This is a genomic window from Croceicoccus hydrothermalis, from assembly GCF_022378335.1.
Classification (GTDB): domain Bacteria; phylum Pseudomonadota; class Alphaproteobacteria; order Sphingomonadales; family Sphingomonadaceae; genus Croceicoccus; species Croceicoccus hydrothermalis.
In genome coordinates, this window is sequence record NZ_JAIQCI010000027.1 from 1 (window position 1) to 13793 (window position 13793).

Genomic DNA, 13793 nt, shown 5'->3' on the forward strand with positions numbered 1-13793 from the left:
AAACGACTCCTAGACGTGGACCTACAACGGCCACATCATGGCACAGCTACGCTGATGCAGAGGCCGTCCACGACATCACGTCAGGACGAACTCGACCGGATGATCGCGGTGAACTATTCGGCCGTCGTCCGCGCCAGCATATTGTTCGCCCGGCATATGAAGGCGCAGGGAACTGGCCAGATCGTGAATGTGTCGAGCATCGGTGCCGGCATCGCCGCAGCCGGTACCGGCATATACGGCGGGCTGAAATTGGCGCTTGAGCGCTTTACCGAGGTGCTGCGGGTCGAGCTTGCCGGTTCCGGTGTCCGGGTCGGGCTGGTCTCGCCAGGCACGACTTCGACCGAGATCTTCGAAGATATGAAGTCCAGGGGCCAGCCCGGATGGGACGAATTTCTACCGGCAATGCAGGCCGAGGATATTGCCCGCGCGATCCGGTTCATGTGCGAGCAGACGGGCAATGCCAATGCAGCGCGCATGCACATCTATGCCACGTCGGAAGCCTTCTGACGCGCAGCTTCACTCAAGTCGCGCATAGGCAGACATGTCGAAGGGCTTGAAAGCCTCGCCTGCCTTGGCTTTTAACACCCATTGCGGGTCCATCAGCAAGGCCCGACCGATCGCTACCAGATCGAATTCGCCTGCTTCGAACCTGGAGACAACCTCGTCCAGATTGTCGAGAACGCTGGTCTGCTGCGTGAAACTGGCTGCCAGTTCCTTGTCGAAACCGATGCCGCCGACCGTCATGGTCGGGCGGCCAGACAAGCGGCGTATCCAGCCGGCAAGCCCCATGTCGGAACCGGCGAACGCCGGGCGGGAGAATACCCGCGTGCTGACATCGAAAATATCGACCCCGGCTTCGGCCAGGGCCTTAACGATAACACCAAGGCCTTCGGGCGCATCGGCAAGCTGCGCATCGTAATCCTGCAGCTTCCATTGCGATATGCGGAATATGATCGGCATATCGGGGCCGACGGCTTCGCGGACCGCCTCGACAACCCTGACAGGAAAACGCGTTCGGCGAGCGACGTCCCCGCCCCAATCGTCATCGCGGTTGTTCATCTGCTCCCACATGAAGCTGTCGAGCAGATAGCCATGCGCACCATGTAGCGCGATCCCGTCAAAACCCACGTCCTTGGCATTGGCTGCACTGCGTGCGAAGGCAGCGACGACATCGGCGATATCGTCTTCATCCATGTTTCCCGGATGGAGCGAGCGCGCTTCGGGATGGGGCGGGCTGGCGTCCTTGCGCACGGCGCCCATGTGCCACAATTGTGGCACGATCCGGCCACCACCCTTGTGCACCCGGTCAACGACATTGCGCCAGCCCTGCAGGGCGGCATCGCCATGCAGGACAGGAATGTCCTTTTCGCCCATGCTGCCCTCACCGATGGCCGAAGGATGATCGACGCCGATCCCTTCGGTTACGATCAACCCGACATCGCTGGCCGCGCGGCGCGCGTAATAATCGGCAACATTCTCACCCGGAATGCCCCCGGGACTGAACTGCCGCGTCATCGGCGACATTACGAAGCGATTAGGCACCTGCAACGTCTTGCACGAGAATGGTGAAAACAGCGGATTCAATTCGGTACGCATCGCTCGCCCCCTTTTCTGAAGGCGACCGTCGCCGAGGCCAAGGCATATCTGCCCTGTCAACCGATAGGGAAATTCATCAAGGGGGCAGAGGAGAAAGCGCGCACCCCCTCCTCAGCCTGTTCTCCTCAGGCGTCGACCACTGCCAATGCGGATTGCGGGCAGGCATCGGCCCCTTCGCGCGCCTTGTCCTCCAGACCCTCTGGCACGATCTCGTCATCGACATAGACGATGCCATGTTCGTCGAGCTTGTACACTTCCGGGCAGATTTCCGCGCAGACGCCATAGCCGCAGCAAGCGGGCTTGTTGATCACGACCTTGAGTTTACCGTTTCCAGACATCGACCTCTCCAATCTCCTCGATTTGCCTTTAACGCCCTTTTACATATTGAACAAATATTATTCAATGTGTATAACGCGAATCAATCAGAAAATGTTTGCTACGGAGAGAAGGCTGCGATGCTCCAGAAATCCAAACTCGTGTTGCGCGACGGAACCTCGCTTGACGATCTGATCATGCGTGAGAGCAACGAAGTTTCGCTCCGCGTTATGACCGACGAAGAGCTCTACAAGCTTGAGATGGAGAAGATTTTCGCCAAGACCTGGCTGCTGCTCGGTCACGAAAGCGAGATTCCGGAGGCGGGCGATTTCATCGTACGCGACATGGCCGAAGACAACGTCATCGTGGCCCGCGGACAGGACGGGGACGTTCATGTTTCCCTGAATGTCTGCCCGCACCGCGGCATGCGCGTGTGTCTTGGCGAAGCAGGCAACAAGCGCGTCCACCAGTGCATCTATCACGGCTGGGCCTTCCGCCCGAACGGCGATTTCATCGGTGCGCCGGTCGAACGCGAAAAGATGCATGGCAATGACGTCGACAAGAAGACGCTGGGTCTGAAGAAGGCCAGGGTGCATCTCTACGGCGGGCTGATCTTCGCCACCTGGAACGTCGACGGACCTTCGTTCGACGAGTATCTCGGCGACATCAAATATTACATGGACCAGCTTTTCTGCCGCACCAATCGCGGCCTCGAACTGCTCGGCCCGCCGCAGCGTTTCACCCTCCCCTGCAACTGGAAGGTTCCCGGCGAGCAATCGGGTTCGGACGGCTTCCACACCTTGACCCTGCACCGCTCGCTGATGGAAGGCGGAGTCATGGGCGGCACGGCCGAGACGATCTATGATCAGGCACCCGGCATGTATGGCGTCGATGTTTCATGCGAGCAGGGCCATTCGCTGCGCTGCCTTGAGGCGGAAAAGACCTTCAAGATGTTCGCGGACGTGCCGTTCGAAGGCAAGTCCACGCGCGAGCGTCTGGAATTGCTCACCCCGCCGGGCATCACCAAGGACATGATCCCCGAACTTTTCGAGAACCTGACCGAAGATCAGGTTGCCCAGCTGGCAACCATTCCGCCGCAGGTCGGCGGCATGTTCCCCAACATCCTGATCGCCTTCATTTTCGCCCCGCGCACGGATGGCGGATCGTCGGGTGCGCTTTCGCTGCATGCCTATGTGCCCAAGGGCCCGGACAAGGTGGAATTCGTGAATTATCTGTTCGCGGAAAAGGACGCCCCCGAGCAGATGAAGCGCGACATGCTGCAGAACTCGATCTGGAATACAGGCACCTCCGGCGTGATCGAACAGGATGATGCCGACGTCTGGCCTGTAATCATGAAGAATGCGCGGGGCGCGGTCAGCAAGGACATGACGCTCAAGTATCAGGCCCTTCACGGCCACGAACGGCCCGAAGGCTGGGTTGGCGAAGGCTTGCTTTATCCCGGCTTCACCAAGGACGACACGCAGTGGAACTGGTGGCTGGCCTATTACGACCTGATGGACGCGGTTTGAGCGGGGGAGATCAAGACATGACCTGGATTACCAAATCGACCGCCGCCCCCGATTCCACCACGATCCTTCGCGGCCTGGTTTCCAAGAAGCGCGTGCCGCTGGGCTCGGAAATCTATAACCGGCTCCTAGAGACGCTGTATGACGAAGCCGCCGCTCTCGACGAGCGCCGGATCGATGACTGGATCGCGATGCTTGCGCCGGACATCATCTATCAGGCGCCGATCCGCCTGACGCGTACCGGTCCGAACCGCGACCGTGACGTCATGCGCACGATGTTCCATTTCGACGAGAATTACGATTCGCTCGTGATGCGTTCAGGGCGTTTGCAGAAAAGCGCATGGGCCGAAGATCCGCCGTCGCGTTGTCGCCGTTTCGTGACCAATGTCCGCGTGGGCGAGCTCGACACGCCGGGCGAATATGAAGTCGTCAGCTATCTCTTTCTCGAACGTAGCCGCGGCGACAGTCCGGAAAACGAGAATACCACCGCCGAACGCCGCGATGTCTGGCGCGAAGTGGACGGCGAATACAGGCTGGCCCGCCGCGAGATCATCGTCGATCAGTCGGTGCTCGGCATGTCCAATTTCGCGGTGTTCCTGTAAATTGCATGGGCACGTCTGCAACATCTACTGTGGTGGTCGTCGGTAGCGGCCTTGCGGGCTTCGGGGTCCTGCGCGAATTGCGCAGGCTCTCGCCCGAGGCCCGGCTCGTCATGGTGACGCTGGAGGACGGGCATTTCTATTCCAAGCCCGCCCTATCCACGGCGCTCGCCAAGGGTAAGACAAGCGAAACGCTGGTCACGACCCCGGCCGAAAAGATGATCGCCAATCTCAAGCTCGATGCTCGCATCGGGCGCGAGGCAGAGGCCATCGACCGTGCCGGCAAGGCGCTTTTGACCACTGGCGGACCGATCCAGTACGATTCCCTGATCCTGGCAACCGGCGCCGAGCCGGTTCGACCGCAGATCGGTGGCGATGCCGCGCATCGCGCCATTTCGGTGAACCAGCTCGAACATTACGATCGCTTTCGGAAGGAATTGCCGGAGGGCGCGCGCGTTCTGATCATGGGCGCAGGTCTGGTCGGCACCGAATTCGCCAACGATCTGATCACCAATGGCTACCGGCCGATTGTCGTCGACATGCTGGATAATCCCCTCGCCCAGCTTGTCCCGCCCGCGGTGGGCGAAAAGGTGCGCGATACGCTGCAGGAAAAGGGCGTGGAGTGGCATCTTGGCCGCAAGGTCGACGCCATCGACTATTGCCAGCCCTCACCCGGATATGTCGCCACACTCGATGACGGTACGCGGGTAGAGGCGGATATCGTTCTGTCCGCCGTCGGACTGCGCCCCAACGTCGAGCTGGCCCGCGAAGCCGGGCTGGAAATCGGCCGCGGCATAAAGGTCAATGAATACGGGCAAACGAGCGACCCCGACATATACGCGATCGGCGATTGCGCCGAATATCCCAACGGCCTTGCCGCCTATGTCACGCCGATCATGGCAGCGGCCCGCGGGATTGCGCCCAGCGCCTTGGGCACGCCGACAGAGATCAGGTTCCCGCCGCTTTCGGTGCAGGTGAAGACGACCGTGTTCCCGATCAACCTGCTGCCGCCTGCGGTGGCTTTGCGGGGCGAGTGGCGGCAGGTGGAAAGCGACGCAGAGGGCGACAAGCATCTGTTCGTCGATAGCGACAACAGGGTTCAGGGTTACGTCCTGACACAGGGAAAATGCGAACAACGCATGGAAATGGATAAATTGGTGGGGGAAATGGCATGAGCGGAATGCTCGAAGGTAAAGTGGCAATCGTAACGGGCGGGGCGAAGGGCCTTGGCCATGGCATTTCGCGTCGTCTGGCGCGCGAAGGCGCTTCGCTACTCATTACCGGGCGCGACGGTGTAGCGACCGAACGGGTGGCCGAAGAGATCCGCAAGGAATTCGGAACCGGTGCAGTCGGCATGTCCGCCGATATGGGCATCAAGGATGACGTGCTGGCCATGGTGCAGCGCGCGGTGGATGAATTCGGCGGCCTCGATATTCTGGTCAATAATGCCTCGTTATTGTCTGACGGTGTCCTGCTGGAGCACAAGACGGACGAGATGCTCAAGCGCACGCTGGAAATTGGCATCTGGGGTAACTGGTGGGCCATGCAGGCCGCCTTTCCGCACATGAAGGCACGTGGCGGCGGTTCGGTTGTCAATTTCAGCTCCATTGACGCGCAGACCGGGGCGTGGCTCCACAGCGACTACAACATCAACAAGCTTGGCATCGTCGGGTTGACTCGTAGTGCCGCGGTTGAATGGGGCCGCTTCAATATCCGCGTTAATGCCATCGCTCCGACCGGCCTTGGCCAGATCTTCGCAAAGCTGGTCGACGAGGTTCCAGGCTTTCTTGAAAATGTCGTTGCGACCAATCCGCTCAAGCGCGCGGGCGACCCTGAAAATGACATTGGTCCGGTCGTCGCATTTCTTGCTTCGGACATGTCGCGCTTCGTCACAGGTGAAATGATCAATGTCGATGGCGGACAGAACCTGCCCGGCTATGTCAGCATCCCCCACAATCTCAAAGAACTTGAAAAGGGGGAAACATGAAGTTCCAGCCTGAATTTGCCGCCTCTGCCGAGGTAGGAGACGATTTTGTTATGTCTCCCAGCGTCATAAAGATCCTGTCGGGAGCGCTGGATGCCATAGCCGAGCGCGGCGTCAGGCGCCTTTCGATGAGCGACATCATCGAAGCGAGCGGCGTCTCGCGCGGCACGCTTTATCGCTATTTCTCCAGCAAGGACGACGTACTTGCCGCAGTCGCAGAGTTTGTCTGCATCGGGTTCGAAAATGGCATTCGCGAAGCGGCGGAAGGCATCGATGACCCGATCGAACGGTTCCGGCAGGTGATGCAGTTCTATGCGCGCTACACCAATGAGAATTCCCCCGATCGCGTTTTCGAAGTCGAACCGCGGTTTCACCTGTCGTTCTTCCGCAGTAGGTTCGCCCGATACAAGCTGGCCGTCCATTCGGCGTTGGAACCTACCTTCAAATATATCGAGGTAAAGCTTGGCAAGACTATAAATGCCATAGCTTTCGTTGAAATACTTGTTCGCCTCCAGTTGAGCACCCTTCTGGTGCCAGCCGACGAGAACTGGTTGATGCTCTGGAATGAAAGCGCGGACAGCCTTGAAAAATGGCTACTCGAAACCGCCGACCAGACTGTCTGAATAATCGAAAGGATGCATGAAATGGCTACTTTGGCAAAAGCACCTGTTGGGCAAGTTGGCGCATGGGCCGACAAGTCGGTCGCCGACAAGATCGTCGCCCGGGCAAAGGAACTACGCCCGTTTCTAACCGAACAGGCACCCGAAGGCGAAAAGCGCCGCAATCCGACCGAAGCGGTTGACCGGATGCTCAAGGAAGAAGGTTTCCTGCAACTGATCGTGCCGCAACGCCTCGGCGGCTTTGGCCTTTCGCCCACCGATTTCTCCCGCGTCCAGATGGAGATCGCCAAAGGCGACCCGGCAGTAAGCTGGGTCATGCAGATCATCAATGGCACTACCTGGGTCACCAGCCTTGCGCCGGACAGCGTGCAGGACGCTGTTTTTGCCGACGGACCGCAGCCGGTGTGCGGCGCGTATAACCCGCCCGGCAAGGCGCGCAAGGTTGACGGCGGCTGGATTATCAATGGTGCGTGGCCCTATATGTCGGGTTCGCGACAGGCGACTTGGACGCAACAGGGCGTCGTTCTCGAGGATTATGACGGCCCCGTCGTACCCGGCATCAACATGTGCTACATTCCGATGAGCGAATTCGAGATCAAGGATACTTGGTTCGTCAGCGGCATGCAGGGCACCGGTTCCGACACCGCGATTGCAAAAGACGTTTTCATTCCTGACAGCCAGATGGCTTTGATGAATGAACGCACCGGACAAATCGATCCCACCAAGAAACATTTCGGCGCGCCGTCGGACCTTGTTCCCGCAGTTCCGATGGTGCGGACCACCGGTCTTGCCCAGCTTATCGGCGCGGTCGAAGCCATGCTTGAGATCGTGACAGCGGAATCGGGCAAACCCGTCCTTACCACGACGATCGGACCGCGCACTGGATCGGGTGCATATATGCGCGATCTGGGTGAAGCTGCCGCATTGGTCGAAACTGCCAAGACCATCCTGTTCAGCCTTGCCGCAAAGCTCGATCGGGTCGGAATGGGTGAAGAGTTCACGGCTGAGGAAAAGGTTCGCCATCGTGCGATGGGCGGCCAGATCGTCGAATCGATCCACGCGGCCAGTGAATCGCTCATGTTCCAGGCCGGTTCGTCGGGCTTTTCGCTCGATAAGCCGATCAACCGTTACTGGCGCGACATTTCGATGGCGCTTCGGCACATCCAGAACATTCCCACGATCGGCTATGAAATTCAGGGCCGCGCCCTTGCCGGTGGCGATCCGATAGCACCTCCGGGTTCCTACTAAGGCGGGACACGAAATCCATCGCCCGGTCATAGGCCGGGCGATGGTCGTCTGTCTGTGTAATCCGCGTCAGACGATCCGGCAGGCATCCTCGAACGGCAATCGCGGGTTACGGGGAAACAGGCTCGTCCTGTCGCCATATCCCAATGCGCAGATGAAATTTGCCTTCCAGCGGCCTTCGGGAAAGAAGGCCCGGTTCAGCGCCTCTGCATCAAAGCCCGACATGGGCCCGCAATCCAATCCCAACCCGCGCGCCGCGACAATCATATACGCTCCCTGCAGCGGCACGTTGCGCGCCAGCAGATCGTCGATAACCGCGGTCTTTCCCGCAAAGGCCGACGCGAAATCGCGCGACGGAAACAGCTTGGGCATCTCCTCGTAAAATCGCGTATCCGCTGCGACAATGGCGGTGACCGGCGCGGAGCGAACCTTGGCGAGGTTCCCCTCGTTCACGCAGGCCAGCAACCGCTCCTTCGCCTCGCCCGAAGTAACGAAGACAAACCGCGCGGGGCAGGAATTAGCCGAGGTGGGACCCCATTTCAGATGATCGTATAATTCCCGCAGCAATGCAGAGGGCACGGACCTTTCGTTATAGCCGTTGAAAGTGCGTGCCTCTGCAAAAATCGTCTCGAGATCTGCCGCCATCATGTACCCCTCGTATTGCTGCCATGGTTTTCCCACCAGAGCATCAGCGACTGGATCGTCGGCTCAAGCTCACGCGTGGCATCGGTCATCGAATATTCCACGCGGGGCGGCACCTCGGCATAGATTTTGCGCGTGATCAGCCCGTCGGCCTCAAGCTCGCGCAGCTGCTTGGTCAGCACATGCTGCGAAACACCGTGAATAGTTTTCAGCAATTCCCCGAAACGATGGGTGCGATGATACAGCAGCCACAATATCTCAAGCTTCCACTTGCCCGAAATCATCGTCAATGCGCGGCGCAGCGCATCGTGCGAATTGGGACTGACGCCGCGGTCGACAGGATCTTCATCGGTAACGGTCATATAAAGGTTACTAACCCCATAAAGGTGATCCTACTTGTTGAAATTAGGTGTAAGTTATAGTCCCCGGTTTGAAAATAGAGGTTTGGCCGGTCACACCGCGCAGGTGGATCGTGTCGCCAAAGATTGGGAGCCAGAAATGCAGCCAGAAATGCCCGAAGCAGTGATTCCGACGCATGTGCCTGCCAACCTCGTGAAGCCTTTTCCCTATATTTTCGGCATGACGACGCGTGAGGAACCACATCGGGGGTGGGCTCCCAAAGTCCACGCCGAAGGGTCCGACATTTTCTATGCGCCCCACGCCTATCCCGGTGGATCACCGGCGTGGGTGGTGCGCCGCATGGACCATCTTCGCGAAATCTACTTCGACACCGACACCTTCTCCAGCAAGGACTTCTCTCCCTTTGCCAAGTTGATCGGTGAAAACTGGACCAACACTCCGGCAGAGGTCGATCCGCCAAACCACGCCAAATATCGCAAGATGGCCAATCCGCTGTTCACGCCGAAAGCGGTATCCTCGCTCGATGGCAAGATCCGGCAATATGCTGTGGACTATGTGGAAGCCTTTCGCCAACGAGGCGAATGTGAATTCATGGCGGAATTTGCCTTTGAATTCCCGATAAAGGTCTTCCTCGAACTGATGGATTTCCCGCTCGATCACACACGGCAGTTCCTTGAATGGGAGTACGACCTGCTCCACGCCTCCGATCTGGGGAAAATCGCTGCAGCGACCCGAAAAGTTGTCGACTACCTGCGCGAGCAGATTGAGGACCGGCGCAAATCGCCCCGCGACGACATCATCAGCTATGCCCTTGCGGTCGACGTAGAGGGTGCGAAACTTAATGATGACGAGCTGGTCGGATTTTCCTTCAACCTTTTCATCGGCGGGCTGGACACCGTTTCCACCAACATGGGCCTGGAATTCGCCCATCTGGCGCGCGAAGACGGTGATCAGGAATTCCTGCGCCAAAACCCAGAGGAAATCCCGCATGCCATCGACGAACTGATGCGCGCCTATGCGGCGGTGACAACTTTCCGCACCTGCACCCGCGAAACGGAATTTCACGGCGTGAAGATGATGCCCGGCGACAAGGTGGCGATGAGCACAACGCTGGCCGGGCGCGATCCGGCAGAGTTCGACAATCCCGATAAAGTCGATTTCGGGCGCAGGCCGCGTCACGTTTCTTTCGGCTATGGGCTGCATACCTGCATCGGCATGCATCTGGCGAAGCGCGAAATGCGGATCGCGCTCGAGGAATTTCTCGGCCGCATCCCGCAGTTCGGTGTCAAACCCGGCCACCAGCTTGAATATCATTTGGGCATGATCCAGCCGGTTACCCTGCCGCTCGTCTGGGACGTGTAGTGAGCGCTGGCGAGTTCGCAGGCAAGGTCGTCCTCGTCACCGGCGCGGCATCGGGCCTTGGCCGCGCCGCCAGCATTCGGTTCGCCAGCGAAGGCGGCAGATTATGCCTTGTCGACATCAATGCCGACGGGCTGGCGGAAACCGCGCGGCGGATAGAGGAGGCCGGAGGCGAATGCGCCAGCATGGCGGGCGATCTGGGCGATCCGGCGGTTTGCGCACAGGCTGTCGCAACAGCGGTCGGCGCCTTCGGCCGCCTCGAGGTTTTGTGCAATATCGCGGGCATCCTGCGCTTTCACGCGCTGGAGGATGTCACGACGCAAGACTGGAACACGCTGTTTGCGGCCAATGTATCGGGCCCGTTCTTCATGATGCAGGCAGCCATGCCGCATCTGGTGGAAAGCCATGGCAATGTCGTTAACGTGGTGTCGAGCGCGGCGTTTCTGGGCCAGGCCTATACCGCGCCCTATGGCGCGACCAAGTCGGCGCTGCTCAGCCTGACAAAGTCGCTCGCGATGGAGTTCATGCACAAGCCCGTCCGCATCAACGCGCTGGCGCCCGGCGGCATGCTGACCGGCATGGCCGATGGCCTTGAAATTCCCAAGCATGCAGACCAGTCGCTCTACAGCCGCTATTTCGGCCTGCGCCCACCGTCGCAGCCCGAGGATATCGTGGAGCCCCTGCTGTTTCTGGCATCGGATCGCGCGCGATCCGTGCACGGCGCGTGCCATGTTGCCGATGGCGGCATCACCGCCGGTTAAGCCCGCCTTCCCTTTCCTGCGATAGGTGGAGCCGCGATGCCAGACGGCTCTACTGTCGTCAAAGCCTGCTGCTGGGCGCCCATCTCCGTAAACGGTTCGGACCCTCCGCGAAAGCTGGCCTGCACCGCATGGATTGGAAAGTGAAATGACCGGCAAATATAATGCAATGCTCGACCAGATGGTCAGGGATTACTCGCTCGTCACCCACGGCTATTCGGGTGTCGCACCCGCCAACCCCTATCCGATGTTCGAGGAAAAGCGCGCCAAGTGCCCCGTAATGCACGGCGACCTGCTGCAGGAAAACAGCATTCCCAGCATGGCCGACTACATGATGACAGGCCGCCCTGTGGTGACCCTGTATCGTTATAACGACATCCATTCGGTGTTGATGAACCCCGACGACTGGCTCAGCTATATCGTCGGTGACGGGTTCGGGGCCGCTGTCGACAATCTGTTGCTCACCGCGATGGATGGCGAGGAACACACAAAATATCGCAAGACGCTGCAAAAGCCGTTCATGCGCGGCCAGATCCGCAAGCTGATGGAAACGCTGATCCGTCCGGTGGTTGTGAACGAATTCGTCGAGAAACTGCGCCCCAACGGCAAGGCGGACCTGCTGCGCGAGTTTGCCCTGCCCTTCCCCATTCGCGCGATGTATGCCTATTTCGGCTTTCCGCATGACGAAGACCTGCTGGGCAATCTGGCAAGCTGGGCCATTCAGGTCGTCGCCGCCCCGCAGACCGATCCCGAAGTCGCCAAGGTCACCATCCCCCAATCGATGGTCGCCGGGCAATCCATGTTCGAAACGCTGATGCCGATCGTGCAGCAATATCGCGCGCGCGGTGAAATGCGTAAACGACATCCTCGGCTATATGATGACGACCGAGCATGAGGGCGAGAAGTTCAGCGACGAGGATATCGCGAACTTCATCCGCATGCTGCTGCTGGCCGCAGGCGAAACGACGACCCGCAGCTTTGCCAATATGATGGTACAGTTGCTGGAAGAGCCGGACGTGCTGGAGGAACTGCGCCAGGATCGCAGCCTTATGCCCAAGGCGGTCATGGAGACCATGCGCCGCGATCCCACGGCCGGCGCGGTTGCCCGTATTGCCGCCCGCGACATGGAAATCGGCGGAATGACCATACCCAAGGGAACGGCGGTGCTTTGCTCGATCGCTTCCGCCAACCGCGATCCCGAAGTGTACGATGATCCCGACCGGCTGTGGCTCAAGCGCCCGATGCGGCCGCTGCTGAGTTTTGGCTTTGGGCCGCACATGTGTCTTGGCATGCACATGGCGCTGACCGAGATGGAGGTCGCGCTGGAAGAGATACTCGACCTTCCGGGCCTGCGCTTTGACCCGGCCTATCCCCAGCCCGAAATCCGCGGCCTGAACATGCGCGGGCCTGATGCCCTGCATGTGCTGTGGGATGTCGACGGAGCGTAGGGGATTTGACGGTGGGAATCGACTTGTATGAAGAATTCCGCGATCTTTAGGGCAATCCAGTTATCATCCGCACGCACTCGCACCTAGATCTGCGAAAGGCTGTGCTGATAGAACCTCGCTTCGCATGGCCTAGACCTATCGATGCCCTGTCCCAAACGATCGCACTATCGCGCTGCATTATATCGGCTATCGCCAGCCCAACATCGCGGCCTGAACCGCCACGCACGATCGGGCGCAAGCGGCAGGACTTGCGATTCCAATGGAGGGCACGACGGATCGCGCCCGCTTCGCCTATCTCTATACACGCGCGGCGGTCGGAAATTATACCGGAGTCGTCACCGGCAAGACCGCGAACATTGAGCGGGCCGGCAGGCTCCGAGCCTTCCCGCCCGCCCTCCCCTCGATAGGCGGGCGCCACTTCACGTATCTATAGGCTGCGCCGCAAACAGCATCGCCGGGGCCAGCACGCGCCTGCGGCAATTGAAAGGAACAGAAAAGCTTATGCGCAAGATCGACCTGCCCGATTTCGACCGGGCCGCCTTTTCGGGGAAATATGGTCCCTGGGCCGTCATCGCTGGTGCCTCCGACGGCACGGGTGCGTGCTATGCCAGGCAGCTAGCCGCCATGGGCATCAACCTCGTCCTCATCTCGCGCCGGCAAGAGGCGCTCGACGCGCTGGGAAAGCAGCTCGCTTCCGAATACGGTATCGAATTCCGCGCGCTTGTTGCCGATCTGACCGAGCAGGGCGCTAGTGGCCGCATTGTCGAGGAAACCGCCGATCTCGACGTGGGTCTGTACATCTCCAATGCCGGTGCGGACGGGGCGGGCAACGGCTTCCTCGCCTCGCCGGTCGAACGGTCGCTGCGATTGCTGACGATGAATGCCGCCAATGTGCTGGAAGCCACCCACGGCTTTGGCAACCGCTTCTTAAAGCGCGGCAAGGGCGGCATCATCGTCATGTCCTCGGGTGCCGGACTTGGCGGCCAGCCCTGGCTCGTCATGTATTCCGCCACCAAGGCGTTCGAACTGAACTTCGTGGAATCGCTTTGGGCCGAGCTTGACGGGCAGAATGTCGACATCCTCGGCATGGGCGCACCGATCATGGATACGCCTACGCTGCGCAAGTCCACCGAGGGGCTGGGGATGGATTACACCATGGCCTATGACCCTGACGACGTGTGCGCGCTGGCGCTGGCCAGTCTGGGCAAGGAACCGCTCGTGCTGGTGCCCGACGGCCCGGACGAGGCGAAAATTCCGCAGATTCAGAGCGATCGCAAGACCCGCCTGCTGGCCTTGGCCGAATGGGGCAAGGCCTATACCGCAACTGCAGACGCCTGAACT

At 59.7% G+C, this 13793-nt stretch carries 16 protein-coding genes; 12 read left to right on the forward strand and 4 right to left on the reverse strand.

Going from position 1 to position 13793, the window contains the following annotated elements; all coding sequences use genetic code 11:
* The first annotated feature begins 54 nt into the window (after nt 1-54).
* Nucleotides 55-507, forward strand: a complete 453-nt coding sequence (locus K4G67_RS13855) for an SDR family oxidoreductase (protein ID WP_239806929.1) — start codon at nt 55-57, stop codon at nt 505-507.
* 9 nt (nt 508-516) lie between these two features.
* Here K4G67_RS13855 and K4G67_RS13860 read toward each other — a convergent pair whose 3' ends face one another.
* Both K4G67_RS13860 and K4G67_RS13865 read right to left on the reverse strand, forming a co-directional pair.
* Nucleotides 517-1596, reverse strand: coding sequence for an oxidoreductase (locus tag K4G67_RS13860; protein WP_239806930.1), 1080 nt, complete (start codon nt 1594-1596; stop codon nt 517-519).
* A 125-nt stretch (nt 1597-1721) separates the two neighbouring features.
* Nucleotides 1722-1934 carry a ferredoxin gene (locus K4G67_RS13865; RefSeq protein ID WP_066849472.1) on the reverse strand — a complete coding sequence of 71 codons (213 nt, stop codon included), beginning with the start codon at nt 1932-1934 and terminating at the stop codon, nt 1722-1724.
* A gap of 117 nt (nt 1935-2051) precedes the next feature.
* Between K4G67_RS13865 and K4G67_RS13870 the strand changes: the two genes are divergently transcribed.
* From K4G67_RS13870 to K4G67_RS13895, 6 genes are read left to right on the forward strand one after another with little or no spacing between them, the layout of a single operon-like run.
* Nucleotides 2052-3440: an aromatic ring-hydroxylating dioxygenase subunit alpha gene (locus K4G67_RS13870; RefSeq protein WP_066849469.1), complete on the forward strand. Its 1389-nt coding sequence runs from the start codon at nt 2052-2054 to the stop codon at nt 3438-3440.
* Nucleotides 3441-3457: 17 nt separating this feature from the next.
* Nucleotides 3458-4039, forward strand: a complete 582-nt coding sequence (locus K4G67_RS13875; RefSeq protein ID WP_066849467.1) for an aromatic-ring-hydroxylating dioxygenase subunit beta — start codon at nt 3458-3460, stop codon at nt 4037-4039.
* A 32-nt stretch (nt 4040-4071) separates the two neighbouring features.
* Nucleotides 4072-5211 carry an NAD(P)/FAD-dependent oxidoreductase gene (locus K4G67_RS13880; RefSeq protein WP_239806931.1) on the forward strand — a complete coding sequence of 380 codons (1140 nt, stop codon included), beginning with the start codon at nt 4072-4074 and terminating at the stop codon, nt 5209-5211.
* Nucleotides 5208-6023, forward strand: a complete 816-nt coding sequence (locus K4G67_RS13885; RefSeq protein ID WP_230280531.1) for an SDR family NAD(P)-dependent oxidoreductase — start codon at nt 5208-5210, stop codon at nt 6021-6023. Before K4G67_RS13880 ends, K4G67_RS13885 begins: the two co-directional genes overlap by 4 nt.
* 50 nt (nt 6024-6073) lie before the next feature.
* Nucleotides 6074-6643 (forward strand): TetR/AcrR family transcriptional regulator, encoded by a 570-nt coding sequence (locus K4G67_RS13890; RefSeq protein WP_275588899.1) that lies wholly within the window; start codon nt 6074-6076, stop codon nt 6641-6643.
* Between the two features lie 21 nt (nt 6644-6664).
* Complete coding sequence (locus tag K4G67_RS13895; protein WP_230280529.1) at nt 6665-7888, forward strand: acyl-CoA dehydrogenase family protein; 1224 nt, start codon at nt 6665-6667, stop codon at nt 7886-7888.
* A gap of 66 nt (nt 7889-7954) precedes the next feature.
* Here K4G67_RS13895 and K4G67_RS13900 read toward each other — a convergent pair whose 3' ends face one another.
* Nucleotides 7955-8533 (reverse strand): malonic semialdehyde reductase, encoded by a 579-nt coding sequence (locus K4G67_RS13900; protein ID WP_230291490.1) that lies wholly within the window; start codon nt 8531-8533, stop codon nt 7955-7957.
* Complete coding sequence (locus tag K4G67_RS13905; protein ID WP_239806933.1) at nt 8530-8889, reverse strand: winged helix-turn-helix transcriptional regulator; 360 nt, start codon at nt 8887-8889, stop codon at nt 8530-8532. Before K4G67_RS13905 ends, K4G67_RS13900 begins: the two co-directional genes overlap by 4 nt.
* 82 nt (nt 8890-8971) lie before the next feature.
* Here K4G67_RS13905 and K4G67_RS13910 point away from each other — a divergent pair, with 82 nt between their 5' ends.
* The 5 genes from K4G67_RS13910 (at nt 8972) to K4G67_RS13930 (ending at nt 13790) form a co-directional block, all read left to right on the forward strand.
* A complete protein-coding gene (locus tag K4G67_RS13910; RefSeq protein ID WP_239806934.1) occupies nt 8972-10249 on the forward strand; it encodes a cytochrome P450 in 1278 nt (425 codons plus the stop codon).
* Complete coding sequence (locus K4G67_RS13915) at nt 10249-11007, forward strand: SDR family NAD(P)-dependent oxidoreductase (RefSeq protein WP_230280525.1); 759 nt, start codon at nt 10249-10251, stop codon at nt 11005-11007. Before K4G67_RS13910 ends, K4G67_RS13915 begins: the two co-directional genes overlap by 1 nt.
* Before the next feature lie 145 nt (nt 11008-11152).
* On the forward strand, nt 11153-11899 hold the full coding sequence (locus tag K4G67_RS13920; protein ID WP_239806935.1) for a cytochrome P450: 747 nt from the start codon (nt 11153-11155) through the stop codon (nt 11897-11899).
* Nucleotides 11850-12452: a cytochrome P450 gene (locus K4G67_RS13925; protein WP_239806936.1), complete on the forward strand. Its 603-nt coding sequence runs from the start codon at nt 11850-11852 to the stop codon at nt 12450-12452. Before K4G67_RS13920 ends, K4G67_RS13925 begins: the two co-directional genes overlap by 50 nt.
* Nucleotides 12453-12953: 501 nt before the next feature.
* Nucleotides 12954-13790 (forward strand): SDR family NAD(P)-dependent oxidoreductase, encoded by an 837-nt coding sequence (locus K4G67_RS13930; protein WP_239806937.1) that lies wholly within the window; start codon nt 12954-12956, stop codon nt 13788-13790.
* Nucleotides 13791-13793 lie beyond the last annotated feature (3 nt).